At 43.3% G+C, this 16,057-nt stretch carries 19 protein-coding genes, 1 tRNA gene and 1 other RNA gene; 7 read left to right on the top strand and 14 right to left on the bottom strand.

Annotated elements, in window-relative coordinates; genetic code table 11:
* Window positions 1-83: 83 nt before the first annotated feature.
* Together CP947_RS04440 and CP947_RS04445 are read left to right on the top strand one after the other, a co-directional pair.
* Window positions 84-815 (top strand): glucose-6-phosphate isomerase family protein, encoded by a 732-nt coding sequence (locus tag CP947_RS04440; protein WP_096712039.1) that lies wholly within the window; start codon window positions 84-86, stop codon window positions 813-815.
* 52 nt (window positions 816-867) lie between these two features.
* Window positions 868-1,626 (top strand): DUF128 domain-containing protein, encoded by a 759-nt coding sequence (locus CP947_RS04445; protein ID WP_096712040.1) that lies wholly within the window; start codon window positions 868-870, stop codon window positions 1,624-1,626.
* Between the two features lie 2 nt (window positions 1,627-1,628).
* On the opposite strand, the gene CP947_RS04450 is transcribed toward CP947_RS04445, so the two are convergent.
* Together CP947_RS04450 and CP947_RS04455 are read right to left on the bottom strand one after the other, a co-directional pair.
* On the bottom strand, window positions 1,629-2,996 hold the full coding sequence (locus tag CP947_RS04450) for a single-stranded-DNA-specific exonuclease RecJ (RefSeq protein ID WP_096712041.1): 1,368 nt from the start codon (window positions 2,994-2,996) through the stop codon (window positions 1,629-1,631).
* 24 nt (window positions 2,997-3,020) lie between these two features.
* On the bottom strand, window positions 3,021-3,527 hold the full coding sequence (locus CP947_RS04455) for a hypothetical protein (RefSeq protein WP_096712042.1): 507 nt from the start codon (window positions 3,525-3,527) through the stop codon (window positions 3,021-3,023).
* A 104-nt stretch (window positions 3,528-3,631) separates the two neighbouring features.
* Between CP947_RS04455 and CP947_RS04460 the strand changes: the two genes are divergently transcribed.
* Entirely contained in the window at window positions 3,632-3,811 is a 180-nt protein-coding gene (locus CP947_RS04460) for a hypothetical protein (RefSeq protein ID WP_096712043.1), read from the top strand.
* A 70-nt stretch (window positions 3,812-3,881) separates the two neighbouring features.
* Here CP947_RS04460 and CP947_RS04465 read toward each other — a convergent pair whose 3' ends face one another.
* On the bottom strand, window positions 3,882-4,283 hold the full coding sequence (locus CP947_RS04465) for a DUF1699 family protein (RefSeq protein ID WP_096712146.1): 402 nt from the start codon (window positions 4,281-4,283) through the stop codon (window positions 3,882-3,884).
* A gap of 311 nt (window positions 4,284-4,594) precedes the next feature.
* Here CP947_RS04465 and CP947_RS04470 point away from each other — a divergent pair, with 311 nt between their 5' ends.
* Together CP947_RS04470 and CP947_RS04475 are read left to right on the top strand one after the other, a co-directional pair.
* Window positions 4,595-5,266: an MBL fold metallo-hydrolase gene (locus CP947_RS04470; RefSeq protein ID WP_096712044.1), complete on the top strand. Its 672-nt coding sequence runs from the start codon at window positions 4,595-4,597 to the stop codon at window positions 5,264-5,266.
* Window positions 5,267-5,284: 18 nt separating this feature from the next.
* Window positions 5,285-5,596 (top strand): ribonuclease P protein component 4, encoded by a 312-nt coding sequence (locus tag CP947_RS04475; RefSeq protein ID WP_096712045.1) that lies wholly within the window; start codon window positions 5,285-5,287, stop codon window positions 5,594-5,596.
* Between the two features lie 8 nt (window positions 5,597-5,604).
* Here the strand turns inward: CP947_RS04475 and CP947_RS04480 are convergent, their stop codons facing one another.
* The 4 genes from CP947_RS04480 to CP947_RS04495 all read right to left on the bottom strand — a co-directional run bounded on the left by CP947_RS04480 (window position 5,605) and on the right by CP947_RS04495 (window position 7,520).
* Window positions 5,605-5,829, bottom strand: coding sequence for a hypothetical protein (locus CP947_RS04480; protein WP_096712046.1), 225 nt, complete (start codon window positions 5,827-5,829; stop codon window positions 5,605-5,607).
* A gap of 50 nt (window positions 5,830-5,879) precedes the next feature.
* A tRNA-Ser gene (locus tag CP947_RS04485) sits at window positions 5,880-5,964 on the bottom strand.
* Between the two features lie 54 nt (window positions 5,965-6,018).
* An RNA gene (gene ffs / locus CP947_RS04490) (signal recognition particle sRNA) lies at window positions 6,019-6,332 on the bottom strand.
* Window positions 6,333-6,395: 63 nt separating this feature from the next.
* Window positions 6,396-7,520 carry an RNA-guided endonuclease InsQ/TnpB family protein gene (locus CP947_RS04495; RefSeq protein ID WP_243641517.1) on the bottom strand — a complete coding sequence of 375 codons (1,125 nt, stop codon included), beginning with the start codon at window positions 7,518-7,520 and terminating at the stop codon, window positions 6,396-6,398.
* A 212-nt stretch (window positions 7,521-7,732) separates the two neighbouring features.
* Here CP947_RS04495 and CP947_RS04500 point away from each other — a divergent pair, with 212 nt between their 5' ends.
* The gene (locus CP947_RS04500) at window positions 7,733-7,972 is read left to right on the top strand and encodes a winged helix-turn-helix domain-containing protein (RefSeq protein WP_243641516.1); all 240 of its coding nucleotides are present in this window, start codon (window positions 7,733-7,735) and stop codon (window positions 7,970-7,972) included.
* Window position 7,973: 1 nt separating this feature from the next.
* On the opposite strand, the gene CP947_RS04505 is transcribed toward CP947_RS04500, so the two are convergent.
* From CP947_RS04505 to CP947_RS04520, 4 genes are all read right to left on the bottom strand, one after another.
* Window positions 7,974-9,338: an ATPase domain-containing protein gene (locus CP947_RS04505; protein WP_243641515.1), complete on the bottom strand. Its 1,365-nt coding sequence runs from the start codon at window positions 9,336-9,338 to the stop codon at window positions 7,974-7,976.
* A 71-nt stretch (window positions 9,339-9,409) separates the two neighbouring features.
* On the bottom strand, window positions 9,410-9,646 hold the full coding sequence (locus CP947_RS04510; RefSeq protein ID WP_096712049.1) for an exodeoxyribonuclease VII small subunit: 237 nt from the start codon (window positions 9,644-9,646) through the stop codon (window positions 9,410-9,412).
* Window positions 9,647-10,846, bottom strand: coding sequence for an exodeoxyribonuclease VII large subunit (gene xseA, locus CP947_RS04515; protein ID WP_096712050.1), 1,200 nt, complete (start codon window positions 10,844-10,846; stop codon window positions 9,647-9,649).
* A 126-nt stretch (window positions 10,847-10,972) separates the two neighbouring features.
* Window positions 10,973-11,977 (bottom strand): Coenzyme F420 hydrogenase/dehydrogenase, beta subunit C-terminal domain, encoded by a 1,005-nt coding sequence (locus CP947_RS04520; RefSeq protein ID WP_243641514.1) that lies wholly within the window; start codon window positions 11,975-11,977, stop codon window positions 10,973-10,975.
* A 265-nt stretch (window positions 11,978-12,242) separates the two neighbouring features.
* On the opposite strand from CP947_RS04520, the gene CP947_RS04525 reads away from it, so the two are divergent.
* The gene (locus tag CP947_RS04525) at window positions 12,243-12,650 is read left to right on the top strand and encodes a hypothetical protein (RefSeq protein ID WP_096712051.1); all 408 of its coding nucleotides are present in this window, start codon (window positions 12,243-12,245) and stop codon (window positions 12,648-12,650) included.
* Between the two features lie 73 nt (window positions 12,651-12,723).
* Here CP947_RS04525 and CP947_RS04530 read toward each other — a convergent pair whose 3' ends face one another.
* From CP947_RS04530 to CP947_RS04540, 3 genes are read right to left on the bottom strand one after another with little or no spacing between them, the layout of a single operon-like run.
* Window positions 12,724-13,464, bottom strand: coding sequence for a GltB/FmdC/FwdC-like GXGXG domain-containing protein (locus tag CP947_RS04530; protein ID WP_096712052.1), 741 nt, complete (start codon window positions 13,462-13,464; stop codon window positions 12,724-12,726).
* A 4-nt stretch (window positions 13,465-13,468) separates the two neighbouring features.
* Window positions 13,469-14,983 (bottom strand): glutamate synthase-related protein, encoded by a 1,515-nt coding sequence (locus CP947_RS04535; RefSeq protein WP_096712053.1) that lies wholly within the window; start codon window positions 14,981-14,983, stop codon window positions 13,469-13,471.
* Window positions 14,980-16,035, bottom strand: coding sequence for a class II glutamine amidotransferase (locus CP947_RS04540; RefSeq protein ID WP_096712054.1), 1,056 nt, complete (start codon window positions 16,033-16,035; stop codon window positions 14,980-14,982). Before CP947_RS04540 ends, CP947_RS04535 begins: the two co-directional genes overlap by 4 nt.
* Window positions 16,036-16,057 lie beyond the last annotated feature (22 nt).

Here is a 16,057-nt window from a genome sequence, read left to right on the forward strand (position 1 = left end):
TGGAGGAAAGTTTTAAATTCTTTTGTTTATTAATATTGCCGCTGGCAGCTTATAAGGGGAATAAGTCTTGAAGGAGTATGATAATGTCAAATGAAATTATTTTCGGTGGGGTTGAAAGGGTACCAGATGTACGTATGCTTTATGATATGGCTGAAGTTGTTTATGACAAAAAATGGCTTGAAGGAAGGGAAAATGAAGAACTCTATTATATGTACAGGGACCTGTCCCAAAACCCTGGCGATCTTGATAAAATAAAATCACATAACCTCAGGTATGATATCACAATAATACCTCCGGCAATGTTGGGAGTGGAATATGTAAAAACAGCCGGTCATTATCATCCGCAGGTACCGGGCAGCAATCTTTCCTATGCAGAGGTTTATCAGGTACATGAAGGCAGTGCTACCTATCTTCTCCAGAAAGTTAATGATGGTAAGGTTGAGGATGTTGTGGTTGTGGAAGCCAGCGCAATGGACGTGGTGGTTGTACCTCCCGGATACGGTCATATTACGATCAATGCATCGGATTCAACCCTCAAAATGGCCAACTGGGTGTGTCGTGATTTTTCCTCGGTGTATGAGCCTGTAAGAAACAAAAAAGGTGGTGCCTATTATTTACTTGAAGATGGCTTTATAAAAAATTCTGCATACTCGCAGGTGCCTGAAATACGTCACGTTAAACCGATGGATGTGCCTGAATTCGGCCTTTTCAGGAGGGAGGACATGTACGGATTAGTTGAAGATCTTTCCCGGCTGGAATTCCTGACAGTGCCTGAAAAGTATACTGATATTTTCAATCAGATTATCAATGAGTAAACATATAAACTATTGTGTATATTTTTCATAAAAACGATTTAAGGGTGTATCAATGCAGGATAAACGTGGTGTTGTGCAGTTCACGTCTTCAAAGATCGAAGACCTTATATTCAGGACCACCCTGGACTTAAAAAGTATGGAGGGGGATATAATTGTCAACCTCTCCATTGCTGATGCGGATGATATTGTCGATGTACTGGAGTTTTTGAAGCTTACTTCCAACAGCGGCCTTTCAGTAAGTCCTTTCTTAAAGGTCCTGGAAAGCGGAGACGTTATAGGTGATCTAACCATACCGGAGGGTAAGGTAGGCATCGCTACAATGTGTAGTATGACCATAGACGGGGTCTTGCTAAAATCGGGAATTATGACAAATCCCAAATTCGGGGGAGTTGTGCAGATCCGCAATGGTCTGCCCGTCAGATTTACTGATGTGCTGACCTATGCCAGCACCACAATAGATCCTCTTGAAGTACTCATGTCACAGGATATTACCTCTGTAACCCGGATGCTTCAGACCGGTTCGGGTAAGATTCTTGCAAACTTAAGGGAAGTCCATCTTGCAAAAAGGGATGAGATTAACAGTGTTCTTTCGGGAATGATGGATATTGGAATAAATGGTATTCTGGAGGTAGGGGACCCCAACAGCCGTGTACTCGATGTTCCAGTGGAACGTGACCATTTTGGTGTGGTGGTTATCGGGGGTACCAATCCAATGGCTATAATGAAAGAACAGGGAATCAATATCCGCACCAATGCAATGTCTACACTGATGGATATCAATTCCATGGACAAAATCGAAGACTATTTCTAAATTTAGTTTTTCTGGAATTGGGTTCCTATTATTTCATCCAGCTTATTGAGGAATTCGTTTCTGCCCGTTGCAGGTATTGTCGCTCCTGCTGCAATGTCATGTCCTCCTCCTGCGCCGTTTACGAAGCCGGCCGCATCTGACATTGCCTGTGATAGGTTGAGCCCCTTCCTGATAAGGTCCTGTGTTCCCCGGGCGGATACTTTTACACCATCATCTGAATCCGCAAAGGCAATTATGGGCTTGTCCCGTCTTCCGGCAGAAGTAATGCTCATACCGGCGATAATGCCGACAATCGTTTCTTTGATCTTGTTTCCTGCATCAAAATACTGTATGTGGTCCAGTTGTATAATGCCGTTTTCTTTCACAAGTTTTAGGCCGTTGACAAGATTTTGCCTGTGTTCTCCAAGAAGCTTCTTTGCATCCTCGTAAGCCTTTCCCCGTTCTCCCATGCATACGGCCAGTCCGGTCTCTGCGTGGTCATAGCGTGCTGTGGCATTGAGCAGTGTGGAAAATTCGGAAGCGTCCCGCATTTCCGTTCCTTCACGTTCATTGAGCAGGACATAAACTTCCCCGATCAATCTCTCAACCTTGAAGGGTTGAAGCCCGGATTTGATACAGTGTTGCATGACCCCGGATATTATTCTCTGTTTTTCTGCAGATTCAAGATCAATCCAGCGTCTCCATCGTTCATCGCCCCCAAACCGGATATTCATGTCATGGAGAAAGCCTATGCATGCATCCTCGTCACCGGACAGGCCTGGCAGGAAAGGATCAGAAGAAAATTGCAGAAGTTTATAGACCGGGCGGGTTTGTTTACCAAAAAGGGTGAGATCTTTTTCGTAACTTAGATGGCCGTTTTTCACTCCTTCTTCAAGTAGCAGGCGGTTAACACCTGTCAACTGCCCTTTTTTTAGGTGTTGCATGTCTCCGATAGCACCAACCATGGCTATATCAACCAGATCTCTATTCTGGCCAATCTCATTTGCAAGGATGTAGGTTGTTCCGGAGCCGCTTAACTGGTATGATCCGTTAGCACCGAAAAGATGGGGATTGAGGTGATATTTCCCTTCTCCACGAGGCTGGTGATGATCTGATACTATGGCATTGATACCCTTTGCAGTTATGCTGTCCAGCATGCCGCTTCCCAGATCTGTGAAGATTGCAAGTTCCGGATTTATATTTGCGATGTCTTCTATGATATTGTCATCCAGCTGTTTTACAAATCTCATTTCATAATTGATACCTGCACGTTGCAGGGCTTTACATATTATTCCGGCAGAAGTCAGGCCGTCTGCGTCAATGTGGGATACCACATATACAGATTCATGTTTCTGTATTTCTGTATTACATTCTCTTGCATGTTCTTTCATTGATCTGAGTACTTTTTCTATATGTCATTCCCCCGTCTGCATCCATTTATTTTGCTTGGCCCATTTTTCAGGTTCGATATGATATGCGTCACCCTTTCTTTCAAGCTTTGAATAAAGTTTAATTTCATCAATTGTGTATTTCAGTTCTCCTGATTCGTATTTTTCCTCGATATCTTTCCAGGGGATTATATAGGCTTGCCGGGACTTCCCGGACCCCTGTCGTAATTCAACAACCAGAAATCCGGCCCTTCCGGACCTTCTCAGGTATTCCGATATGCGTATTACCTGATGTGCCCCATTTTTGTCTATGGTGAAATGCTGACTGAAATAAAGTGCATTGGCCCCCTTTTCAGTTGAAATACTCTTGCACTCTATCCCTAAATAATAGTCCGGGTTCAAAGAATCTACCATTACATCCAAAAACTGGGGTGTGAAACGATGTTGTTTAATGCGGTGGGCTATCGCTTTTATATTGCAATTCTCAAAATAATCATTGAAAGACTGCACAAGTTTCCTTTCGAATTCTGTCATAACAGCTCTTTACCACCTTTTCTGATACATTCCATCGGTATTATTTTTATAGCTTGTCTTTATTTGCGTTAATTTCATGTATGAAGTTGAACATGTAAGTTTTCATGAGTAAAAAGAGCATTGAAATTCTGCTGGCTGTGGGTTCAGTAACCCTTTTCGCCGTTATGCTTATTGTTGTGCATTCTCTTGGAATGGCAAACGAGGGATACGGTTATGTGGTGTCACTGATGATTTTTGTACTTGTAGTTTCAGTGGTAGGGCTTAAGCTCCCTTCACTGGGATAATTAGTATAAGACAGGTTAAAAAGAGAAAGCGTAAGACCCCTTGAAGGGATTCTTACTTCTTTTTGCAGAATCAGGAATTCTGCTTCATCAGGAAAGTTATGAAATCCGGGCTTAAACGGGTTTCCTTGACCATTTTGTCGATAATTTCTTCTTCGGCAAGCCCTTCTTTCCTGAATTCTTCAATACGGTCATACACACTTCTGGATACTTCAGAATACTCGTTTATGTCTTTCCTGTGTCCCCATACATCGCCTTCAAGTAAGTCAATACCCTGCATTTCAAGATACATTCTTGCAGAGCTGGATATCGTTCTTTTATAGGAGCTGGGGATGTGCAGGGCCTTTACGTTGGGACATTTCATCACAAGGGAAAAAATATCCGTATTGGATGGCCTGAATGCGAGGTGAATAATCTCCTCATTTTCATCCAGGGTCTCGATTTCTTCTTTAGAACTGACTACTCTTATTTTCATTTTAGGTCCCTTCTTCTTTGATGTCAATTTTTCAAGCGGCATAAAATCCTTTCAAAACTGACTTATAATTGTATATACATTAGTTATTCTATATAAATTTTGTTAGGTCGAATTTAATTTAAATTAAAGGCGGTTTGTATTAATATTTCCTGATGTTTCATTTTTAAAATGAAACTCCCATTTAATCTCTGATTAAATGTGACTGGAAAAAGTTGAATTATGGAATATAAGGGATATTTTTTTGTATTAGCTTTGATAAAATGAAATATTAATAAACTTACCGCCATTAAATATTCACAGGAGGTTATAGACTGAAATCTATAGATATAGGAAAAGTGCACATTGATTGGCTGGGGCATGCAGGATTCAGATTGCGTGGGGATAATCTGGTGGTATATATTGACCCCTATAACGTGGGTGGTTATATCGACTACGAAGACCAGGCCGATGTGCTGCTTATCACTCATGAGCATTTCGATCATTGTTCCCCGCAGGATATTCAGAAGGTCAGGAAAAGCACGACTACTACCCTGATTCCGACAAGTTGCAGTCTGCAGTTTCGGGGCGATGCAAGAAGAATTGAAGCCGGGGATGTCCTCAGGGATGAACTTGCAATAAAGGGATTGAATATAGAAGTAGTTGCAGCTTACAATATAGACAAACCCTTCCATCCGGCCGGTGAAGGTGTGGGTTACGTGATTGAGCTGGAAGGTTTGCGGATATATCATGCAGGGGATACAGATTTGATCGATGAAATGGCTTCCATTGAAGCTGATATCGTCCTGCTTCCTATAGGGGGATATTATACTATGGATGAAAAGGAAGCTGCAGAAGCAGTTTCATGTATAAAGCCAGCTTATATCATACCAATGCATTATGGAAGTGTGGAGGGAACGGACGCCGACACAGATCTCTTCAAAAAACTTGTAGAAAAAAGAAGTAAAGCAAAGGTAATTATTCTTGAAAACAATAGTGATCCCTGAATATTTGAGGTAGTTTGTGTGTCTAAATCCCGAAAAAAGCAGAAAAATCTCATGAAGGATCTGGCAAAACAGAGAATTGAACACCTTTTCAAACTTGCAGAAGCATCATACAGTGTACACCCTCACAGAAGTAACAGGTATGTTACACTTGCACGCAGGATTGGTATGCGCTACAGAATCCGTTTGCCTGCCTCCCTTCGCAGAAGGGTGTGTCGTAGTTGTAATTCTTATCTTGTACCGGGTAGTAGTTCCAAAGTGCGGCTGAAAAAAGGAACAGTGTGTATAACCTGTCTGTCATGTGGCAGGAAAATGTGCATTCCTTACAAATAATTCTTTTTTTAAAATGAGGACAGTAAGGCCTTGATAAGCAGAGCTGTAATTATGATGACAATCCCCATTGTCAGATAAATTAAGACATTACGATATACTTCCTCTTTTTCAGAACCTGGCTTAATTCCCCAGTGATTGCAACTTCCCTTTGAATCACAACCACCACAGGAAGGAGTTTCATCTTCAGGCGCAGGTCTTTGGATAACCGGGAGTTTTTTCATTTTATCTGACATGTATTAACTTTCTATGTTTTCATTGATAAAACTATTGAAAAAATGATTAACGACGAGAGGGGGATTCGAACCCCCGAGGTGGCGAGCACCACAGGATTAGCAATCCTGCGCCATACCGGGCTTGGCTATCTCGTCCCGGGTAAGCAGTCCATAAGCCAGTCATATATATAAGATTTTGCTTGTATAAAGTGGCAGGCATGCATCCGGTTGCCATCATTCTCATTTTCCAGGGGACTGTGACCTCGCCTCCACCCCGCAACCCTGAGAGCGATGTATGTTCGCGGTAAGTCTGCTCCCTTCCGGGCCTCGACCGGTTTCCACGGTAAAGATAGAGGGCTGATTCTCCAACCAACCTCTCTAGCAACATCATCCAAACAGGACGGAGTTTCTTAGTTGAGGTCACAGGCTTGAAAATAATCCTGATGACTTCCTTCAGCTTCGTCTCCCGCATATCGGCGATTTCGGGTTACAGGTGACGCCGACCTACCCAGACTAGCCTGCCACCCTTAAATGTGGTTTGATGCTTATAAAATTATTCCTCTGCAGATGCGTTCTCCAATAGTCAACTACCCCTCCCTTACGGGAGGGGCTTGAATGTCAATTAAGCATTCGTCCGGGTGGCTGACAAGCACCCCCTGAGATTCCAGGATATACCTGTAATCCCGTGTTTTGTGTTCAATATTCATTGCACCAATCAGGTCGGCATTGTTCTCATAACCACATTTTTCACATCTAAAAGACAACCTGTTACGATTGTTTTTTGAGATATGATTGCACCGAATACATGTTTGAGAAGTATACGATGGGTCAACATAATGTGTAATTATACCTGCTTCTCTTGCTTTGTATTCAATGAATGTTTGTAATTGGCGGAAAGCCCAACTACTGTGGTTATGTCTTCTCTTTTTGGGAGTTTTGGAAAGAGTGGAATCACGTATTCCTGTTAAATCTTCCAGACCTATTACTGATACTTTGTTTTCAATTGCGAATCTCACAATTTCTTTTGAGATTGTGTGGTTTACATCTCGCATAAGACGTTTCTCTTTACCTGCAATATGTTTCAACATACGTTTTGCAGATAAAGTTCCCTTCGATTGTAAACGCTTTCGCATTGACTTGTACTGATTGCGAAGATTCTTAATTTCCCCACCTGCAAAAAAACTACATTTTTTGTCAGTGGTGGAAGCAACAGCAAGATAGTTCATACCAACATCTATACCCATGAAGGTAGATGCATCTGTCAATTCTTTATCAGGAACTTCTTTTTCCACACACAGATGGAAATAATAGTCTCCGTCTTTGTGTTTTACAACTTTGGATGCCTGATATTTCCATGAACCATCAAAATACTGTTTCGCATAGTCATAATTCAAAATGGAATATGCTTTCCTTCCGTTAATAGTGGTTATTTTAACCATATTTTCACTAATAGCAAAATCCCTTTTGTAAGAAAAAGTCATCGAAGACGGCGAAAATTGTACCTTTTGCCATTTTGATTCTTTCAGTTTATACAATGTTTTGTAACACCCTGCAACTTGTCGTGGGATATTACAACTCATTTGAGATTTCAATTTTAATGTTTCACGAAGATATGCGTAAACTTCCTGCTGTAATTTCATCGCTGAAATCGGTTTTCCATTGTCAAAAACGATTTCAGAAACATAATTCATTCCATCTGAATATTTCTGCATAGTTTCCACCAAATCATTATCAGGATTTGCTATTTTCAAGATAATTGTTTTAGTGAGAAACATACAATAGTATGTTCACTTACTTATTATAAAAAATTACTTTTGTGAAATATCAGGCGCATTCCTCTCCTACCTTACGGAAAGGAGACTCCTGCTTGATGAGTTGAAGAAAGTTAGTTATAGCTGTAAACTTAATATTAAATGGTGATTCTGTGGAGGAAATAATGGGTTTTGTGACAGGGAATACGAATCGACAAAAACTTCTTGAAATGCTGGCTTCTAAAGGTGAACTCGAGACATCCCGTATTGCAAAGAATATGCATCTTGCACAGCCTTCTGTCAAAAGACTGGTAGAAGAGCTGATGGAAAAGGAACTTGTAGTGGAAAATGAAGGCAAGTGCAGTCTGACAGAACTTGGAACAACAATTGAGAGGAAAGTGCAAAACCTCTGATTTATACTATCTCAATTCCGCCTTCTTTTATTTCATATTCTTTTATAAGGGGTTCACTGGCGGTTCCCCTTGATTTGATGATCTGGAACTGCCTTTTCATTCCTTTTTCAGTATCTGTCTGTTTAAGCAGGATTACATTATCCATTATGAAAGATGACTCCTTGCTCCTTATTTTTTCAGCCCCTCCAAAAAGTTCCGTGGTAAAAAGTGTCGTAACATCATGGCTTTTCAGGTAACCTACAAGGGAATGCAAAAATCCTCTTCTTTTAACAGGATCTATTATTGTGATTTCCACGTTCACAAGGCCATCTATTAGCAGTCTGGCAGGCTTTTTTTCCTCAACAATATTACTTATACGGTTGGAATATTCTGCATAACAGACGTTTTCGGTATCATAAGTGATTATACTAAGTTTTTCCTCGTCAATATATGATTGCAGGTCCCAGCCAAGATCCCCTGTGGCTTTTATTATCTGGTCTGCACTTTCGTAAAAGGTGATGATAGCACAATTTTCCCCGTTTTCGAGCCCCTGCTGGATAAATTGCCATCCCATTATGGTTTTCCCGGTGCCTGGTTCTCCTCCTACAAGAATAGAACTTCCAGCCGGGACACCTCCGTTTAACATTTTGTCAACTTCATCGATGCCAGTGTCAACTTTTTTATCTTCAGGAGCCCGTTCCTCATATTTCAGATTTGGGTATGCACTGAATCCACGTGTGTTCACCAGATAATTGAATTTCTGGGTCATGCATTCATTACTGTAAGAGGGCTTGACTCCCGTCATCTTGAGGATTTCCATCTGGTTGGAGGTCTGCATACCCTGATTGGTTCTGGACAGATAAATTATTCCATCTGCAAGATGGCTGACCACATAATTGTGAATTTCATCTTTCATTAACTCGCCTGTCAAAAACACCAGGGAATTGGATTCACGCACCATTGAGTCCAGGGTGTAAAAGAAACGCCTTCTCTCCTGTTCCACAAATCCAAATCCTATGGGTGTGATAGGGTCTATTACAAGTCTGTCTGGTTTTGCGGATGATATCGTATTGTCCATTTCGATAAGGGTACTTAGTGGATCCTTTTCTGCAATCGGCCTGTTAATCTCATGTACTTCCACGGATTCATCCAGAAATTCAAAAGTGGACAGGTACATCTTCAGTCGATCGGAATCTTCCGTTGTAATGGGTATGTACAGGGTTTTTTCGCCGGCTTTTGCTGCATTTGACAGCATCTGCAGTGCCATAGTTGTCTTACCTACACCAGCTGTCCCCGCAATAAGAATGATCGAAGGGGACTTGAAACCACCCACAATTTCGTCCATGCCATCAATATGACAGGGGATTTGCCTCAATTCACTCATCATAAGTTCTTATGAATTAAGAATTACTTATACTTTCTTGATTTCGTTATGCATAGAAGTTAAACATGTTTGTTTCAGCTTTGCTGTTCTAAATCACAGGTCTCAATTTCTTCGTTTTTTTCTATGAGTTGCTCTATGCGTTGTTCAGATTCTTGCAAAATGTTATTGCAGATGCCTGCAAGTTTTATTCCCCTCTCGAACATTTCCATGCTTTCCTGGAGGGATATCTGTCCGTTTTCAAGTTTTTCCACAATATCCTCGAGTTCGAGCAGGCTATCCTCAAAGTTTTTGTTTTCAGTGTTTGATGACATTTAGCATCCCTCATCCAAATTTTCTTTATGCTCCACTCTGCAACACCCATCCCTGAATTTCAATTGTAAACTCTGTCCCTTCTCAATATCAATAACACCGGTTATGGTCCCTCCCTCATCGGACTGTGCCACACAGTAACCACGGTCAAGAGTATTAAGGGGACTTACGGCATTCAATCGTCCTGCAAGGGCTCCGAGTTCTGCAACTTTAGTTTGCATTATATATTCCGTTCTGGATGTCAGGCGATATGTCACCTCATCCAGATGTTGGGTGCGCTGGTTGAGCAGTTCCCTGTATCTATCAGGACTAATTCGGCCAGAAAGGTATTCAAGATGTTTTTTCTGGTTCAGAATACGGTTTTTGAGTGCAGATTCCATTCTCTGTCGGAGGGCATCGATATGCCTCACCATTTCTGTCCTGTCGGGCACTGCAATTTCTGCGGCTGCTGAGGGGGTGGGTGCACGCACATCTGCTGCAAAATCTGATATTGTGAAATCAGTTTCATGCCCGATTGCCGCTATAACCGGCAGTCTGGAATTGTAGATAGCACGTGCCACCTTTTCCTCATTGAATGGCCACAGGTCTTCAAGGGAACCTCCTCCCCTGCCGGCAATAATGAGGTCTGCATCTGTACGATTGAGCAATTCCAGGGATCTTATAATGCTATCTGCGGATGCCTCCCCCTGGACAGTTGTCGGACAGAGCAGGATATCTACAGGATAGCGTCTCTGTAGTACATGCAGTATGTCGTGTATAGCTGCACCCGTGGCAGATGTGGCAACTCCTATCTTGCGGGGATAACGGGGGAGGAGCCTTTTGTGTTCGGGAGCAAACAAACCTTCTTCTTCAAGTCTTTTTTTGAGTTGTTCGAATGCTTTATACAATTCGCCCACACCATCCGGGCGGATGTCCCGCACCTGTAGCTGGTACTGTCCACGGACGGTGTAAACATTTACCGATCCAAAAACCAGCACTTTCATATCTTTTTCAGGCTCAAATTTTAATTTGCGGTTTGTGGAGCGAAAACTGACACAGCTTACCTGGCTTGATTCGTCCTTTATTGAAAAGTAGTAATGCCCGGATCGGTGTTTTGTGAGGTTGGATATTTCTCCTTCTACCCAGATCTGCTGCAGGGCCTTTTCAGAAGTTAACACGTTTTTGATATAGTTGTTCAGCCCGGTTACAGTATATATGCCCATCGTATTCTCCCCGCTGGTATATGCAAATCATGCTATTATAAATTGGTGCAGGCAGTATGAAAGTATTTGGATATCTTCAATAGGCATAAAAGAGTAAAATAAAGCAGTGATTAGCTGCTTTTGAATTCATTTTTGCTGCTTTTTGTCCCTGTATTTTGTGACAACTGCAGGGTCAGCCTCATCTGTTGCAACGAGCCTGCCACTTTCAAGAGCTCTGTCAACTGCCAGTTTACCCGTATCGCTGCGCACAATCAACGTTGTATATCCTTCCGGGCTTCCTACAGAACCTGCTGAAATATCAGCATACAGGGCATCGAAATCCTTACATATGTGACAACCTGGACGAATAGTATCTTCGATATCTTTCAGGGGGATGCTGATATTCTCATTCTTGAGTGTGACAACAAGTTTTCCCCGTACATCCATGCGTTCTATGTCCAGTGGGTTGATCTGCAGTTCTGATTTGAGTTTGCCTTCCATGAGTTTTTCGTAATCGAAACTCTCTGTACAGAACAGGCCGATTACATATTTTATCGACTTTGCAAAGGGTCCAAGTAATTCATTATCACTTTTACGCAGCTTCTCCACTGCCCGGGCGGCACAGGGCAGGGCAACAATTGCTATGTTCTTGCACTTCTTCCCGATTACGGCTTCCTTCAGGGCTGCAAGCAGCGGAACCCACCAGTTATAACGGCTTCCTGCACTGCTTATCAATGCCTCGCCGGATGTGATGACTGTGGATTTTGGTTTCAGGGTCCAGGGGTCTTCTGTTACAGTTACAACAGCATCAACAATGCCTCTCTCCAGACTGTCATACAGAATCGCAGAAACTGCCCCTCCACTCTGTTTTCCCGGGATTTCAAACCCTGCCTTTGCAGCCATGTATTCTTCCCTGCAACTGCTACTTTCGGGCATTTCTCCTTCTATGCGGGGGCATATGTCATAACATGCACCGCAGGGAACACCATCAGTGGCCTCCTTGCAGTAGCCATTGCTGGAAGGTTTTATGGATTCTTCTCCCTTCTTGAAATACAGGGCATCTGCAGGACATACCGCCACACAACCCCCGCATCCGCTGCAACGGTTTGTATCCCAGACTTTTTCCTTAAGATCGAGGTAGTTTCCCATCATGATCACATACATTTGACTAGGTTGGTTGTAAGGAAAGAAAACACTGTCCTATTTCGATATAACTTTTTCTTGTTTCTGATGGTAATGCGCTTTCTGGATACTGGGTTAAACAGAAAATAGAAATTAAAATTATGGTTAATAAATCAGATCCATCAAATTGTTTTATAAACCATGGAGTAATTTTATTGCAATATACACAGTGCAACTTTCATGTGCAATTATCCAATAAATAGTTGCATATGATGGCATATGAGTTTGAATCAAAATGCAAAAAAGAAATTCAATAATTGTGGGGTTACTTTTATTTATTTTAATTGGAATAGTATTGGCCATTCCAATTCTCATTTTCCAACCTGAGCCTGGCCCACTTGCATTCGGTGTCGATAATGTGGATAATACTGAACATAATGTCGTTGTAGAGATATTTGATTCTGACAACCAATCTATATTTTATGAATCCTATTTCCTTAAATCAGGAGACAGGACCGATCTTCAGTATATTAAGGGGCCTTTAGGTGTGTATAGGTTTGAAGTCACTCTGGATCAGGAAACCAAGCGGATTCACATGGCAGAGATACGATATGCACGAGATGTGAGCGGCTCTGATCTCGTGTATATAGACATCGTGAACAATACTGAAAATCCTATTGAATTTGGTATTGCTGTTCCATAAAGTCATTTTTGTTGCAATTGTTTCTCTGTTGCTATGTGTCGTCAAAGAGGAATGCATGAATTAATAATGCAGTTCACTCCCAGACATATTTGCCTGCAAAAGGCCTGCTGCTTGACGCGACTATTTTTGTGTACTTTGTATCCAGATATTTTTCCGGGTCAATTTCAAAAGATCCGCAAAACTCTTCAATATAAGGACTTATCTTCTCCAGATCCTCTTCTGTGAACTCCGTGATTTTGGCACCCACGCCAAGCTGTCTTTCTTTCAATTCACCTCGCAGGATGATCTCACCACCGTGAATTCCACTGCCAACACCTCTGCCTCCAAAAGTATTGTCACTTTTGCCCAGGACGATTATAATTCCCCCGGCCATGTATTCTCCCAGGAATGAGCAGGCATTGTCTCCAATAACCAGGATGGGTTTATGATCCTCTCCATATTCCTTCATATGAATGCCTCCTCTGTAACCGATATCGTCTCTCACGAATACTTTGCCGCCTCTCATGCTGTGGGCCACGGCATCACCTGCACTCCCGTGGATAACGATCTTTCCGCTGTCCATAGTATTGCCGGGTGCATGGTCGCAGTTGCCTTTTACGATACAGGTGGGACCGTTCATAAACATTCCAAGGTCACCACCCGGAACACCGTTGATCCGGATGGTAACTTCCCCTTTCAGCCCGTCTGCTATGAATCGCTGTCCAAGTACATTATCCACGATAATCTCAGTAGCACCCTCTGAAACAGCTCTGCGTATCTGCTGATTCAGGGGTGTGTAATGGAGTCCTTTTGCATCTATGTGTACTGGTTCCATTTGATCAGGCCCCCACAGGCTTTACCTGCAACACATCCAGGGTGCCTTCATCCAGCATATAGCCACGCAGCCTGCTACGATTACCTCTCAGGCTTTCTATACTGTTGATTCCGGCTGCACCCATGAGTTCACTGAGCTCCAGGGTCCAGGATTTAATTAGATTTGCAACATGTTCGGACTCAACTTCCGGATCAAGCCGGCTGACAAGGTCTTCCCTCTGGGTGGCAATACCCCAGGGACACAAACCACGGTAACAGTTTCCACAAACCCGGCATCCCATTGAAATCAGGGCTGCGGTTCCGATATAAACTGCGTCTGCACCAAGGGCTATGGATTTGGCAATATCTGCACTGTTGCGAATTCCCCCGCTGGCAATAACAGATACCTTGTTACGGATACCCTGATCATTGAGTTTCTGATCGACACTGGCAATCGCTGCTTCTATGGGAATGCCTACATTATCCCTGAAGACTTTCGGAGCTGCCCCGGTGCCTCCACGGAAACCGTCTATAACCACTGCATCTGCTGAGGACCTTGCAATACCAGCCGCCACAGCTGCGACATTATGCACAGCTGCAATTTTTACGAAAACCGGTTTCTTCCATTCGGTTGCTTCCTTGAGGCCTCTTACCAGCTGTGCCAGGTCCTCTATGCTGTAGATGTCATGGTGGGGGGCGGGGCTTATCGCATCGCTGCCTGCAGGTATCATTCGTGTGCAGGAAACATCCGTGCACACCTTCTCACCAGGCAGATGTCCCCCAATACCGGGTTTTGCTCCCTGTCCAATCTTGATTTCTATAGCGGCTCCCCTATCAAGGTAATTAATATCCACGCCGAACCGTCCGGAGGCCACCTGCACTATGACATTATCCTGATATGGATAAATGTCCTTATGCAGGCCACCTTCCCCGGTTCCCATGTATGTGCCGGTTTTGGCTGCTGCCTTTGCAAGACTTAACTGGGCATTGAGGCTGATAGCACCATAACTCATATGTCCGATCATTATCGGGGTCTGCAATTCCAGATTTGGGGATAGTTTGGTATTGAGTTTAATCTCCCCGTTTTCCTGCTTCCTTATATCAAGTTTTGAAGGTTTTTGCCCCAGGTAGGTACGTAATTCCATAGGCTCACGTAGGGGGTCTATACTCGGATTGGTTACCTGGCAGGCATCCAGCACCAACCTGTCGTAGATTATAGGATAATCCTTGGCATTTCCCATTCCCGCCAGGACGATCCTGCCACTTCGTGATTGGTTTATGACATCCTCCCGGGCTTGCGGAGTCCATAAGGGATGGCTGCGGTAATCAACGGGATGCTCACTGAGATTGATGGCATCCCGCGGACACATTGAAATGCAACGGTGGCATGCTGTGCATTTGCGTGAATCGATCAGGATATTGCCGTCATCCTCTTCCCGGAATACACCATAGGAACAATTATACACACACCTCATACATTGCATACATTGCTGCCTGTCTATCTGTATACGGTATTTCAGGGGTACACTTCCCAGGCTCATGTTACAACCCTCCCGATTACCGGCTCACCAGCACCCGGCATGTGGATATCCTCCACCTGGGGGTCCATGGTTCGAATTGCGGCTTCCTCACTGGATATGTACAACCTCGAACCGTGTTCCCCAACTACCAGTGGCCTGAGTTTTATCCTGTCAGTGAACCCTACTATGCCATCATGAGTGGCCACAACTATTGCGAAGGGGCCATTCATGAGAGCCGGGCCATAGGTCAGGCGAATTGCTTTGTTGAGTTCACGCTCTTTATCATTCATTTCATCGATCTCATCCCAGAAAGGCGGAGCCATTGCTTTTACAATGATCTCTGATGGTAATTCGTGATGTCTGCCGAGCAGGTCGAACAGGTATGCAACAACCTCGGTATCTGTATACATTGTACACTGGTAACCATTGCTTTCTACATATCTCTGATTTGTCCCGTAGGAAGTAATCTCTCCGTTGTGTACCACCGACCAGTTCAGCAGGTTAAAGGGATGTGCTCCTCCCCACCATCCCGGGGTGTTGGTGGGATAACGGTTATGTGCCAGCCAGATATAACCTTCATATTCATCAATTTTGTAAAAATTTGCCACATCTTCCGGCCACCCTGCGGCCTTGAACACTCCCATATTTTTCCCGGAGGAAAATACCAGGGCTCCTTCGATAGTCGAGGAATTAATTTCCATGACCAGATATTTGACGATATCTTCATCCGGTGTGAGACTTCCGGTCATAAGATCAGTATAGGGTTTGAAGAAGTATCTCCAGGGAACATGACTCCTTTTCAGGTTGGGTTGTTCCTTTGTAGGAATTTCTTCCTGATGGACGACGCGTCCCCATTTCTGGATAATATCATCAACTTTTGATTTTGGCTCCACAAGATTATCAAAGAATATGTGCAGGGCATAACAGTCTTCAAAATCGGGGTATATGCCATATGCAGCATAACCTGCACCTTCACCACTGCCACGCTCATTCATAAGGCTGAGGGCTTCTTTGATTCCCGAACCATTCATTTTTTGTTTCTGTCTGTCAATAACTCCTATTATCCCGCACATCGGCATCACCTTGTTATGATAT

Origin of the sequence: Methanohalophilus euhalobius (genome assembly GCF_900215215.1) — an archaeon.
Lineage (GTDB): Archaea > Halobacteriota > Methanosarcinia > Methanosarcinales > Methanosarcinaceae > Methanohalophilus > Methanohalophilus euhalobius.

Excerpts from the sequence above, each read along its gene's own strand:
- CP947_RS04440 (WP_096712039.1), top strand. The coding sequence starts at position 84 with ATGTCAAATGAAATTATTTTCGGTGGGGTTGAAAGGGTACCAGATGTA.
- CP947_RS04445 (WP_096712040.1), top strand. The coding sequence starts at position 868 with ATGCAGGATAAACGTGGTGTTGTGCAGTTCACGTCTTCAAAGATCGAA.
- CP947_RS04450 (WP_096712041.1), bottom strand. The coding sequence starts at position 2,996 with ATGAAAGAACATGCAAGAGAATGTAATACAGAAATACAGAAACATGAA.
- CP947_RS04455 (WP_096712042.1), bottom strand. The coding sequence starts at position 3,527 with ATGACAGAATTCGAAAGGAAACTTGTGCAGTCTTTCAATGATTATTTT.
- CP947_RS04460 (WP_096712043.1), top strand. The coding sequence starts at position 3,632 with ATGAGTAAAAAGAGCATTGAAATTCTGCTGGCTGTGGGTTCAGTAACC.
- CP947_RS04465 (WP_096712146.1), bottom strand. The coding sequence starts at position 4,283 with ATGAAAATAAGAGTAGTCAGTTCTAAAGAAGAAATCGAGACCCTGGAT.
- CP947_RS04480 (WP_096712046.1), bottom strand. The coding sequence starts at position 5,829 with ATGTCAGATAAAATGAAAAAACTCCCGGTTATCCAAAGACCTGCGCCT.
- CP947_RS04495 (WP_243641517.1), bottom strand. The coding sequence starts at position 7,520 with ATGCAGAAATATTCAGATGGAATGAATTATGTTTCTGAAATCGTTTTT.
- CP947_RS04505 (WP_243641515.1), bottom strand. The coding sequence starts at position 9,338 with ATGATGAGTGAATTGAGGCAAATCCCCTGTCATATTGATGGCATGGAC.
- CP947_RS04510 (WP_096712049.1), bottom strand. The coding sequence starts at position 9,646 with ATGTCATCAAACACTGAAAACAAAAACTTTGAGGATAGCCTGCTCGAA.
- xseA (WP_096712050.1), bottom strand. The coding sequence starts at position 10,846 with ATGGGCATATATACTGTAACCGGGCTGAACAACTATATCAAAAACGTG.
- CP947_RS04520 (WP_243641514.1), bottom strand. The coding sequence starts at position 11,977 with ATGATGGGAAACTACCTCGATCTTAAGGAAAAAGTCTGGGATACAAAC.
- CP947_RS04525 (WP_096712051.1), top strand. The coding sequence starts at position 12,243 with ATGCAAAAAAGAAATTCAATAATTGTGGGGTTACTTTTATTTATTTTA.
- CP947_RS04530 (WP_096712052.1), bottom strand. The coding sequence starts at position 13,464 with ATGGAACCAGTACACATAGATGCAAAAGGACTCCATTACACACCCCTG.
- CP947_RS04535 (WP_096712053.1), bottom strand. The coding sequence starts at position 14,983 with ATGAGCCTGGGAAGTGTACCCCTGAAATACCGTATACAGATAGACAGG.
- CP947_RS04540 (WP_096712054.1), bottom strand. The coding sequence starts at position 16,035 with ATGTGCGGGATAATAGGAGTTATTGACAGACAGAAACAAAAAATGAAT.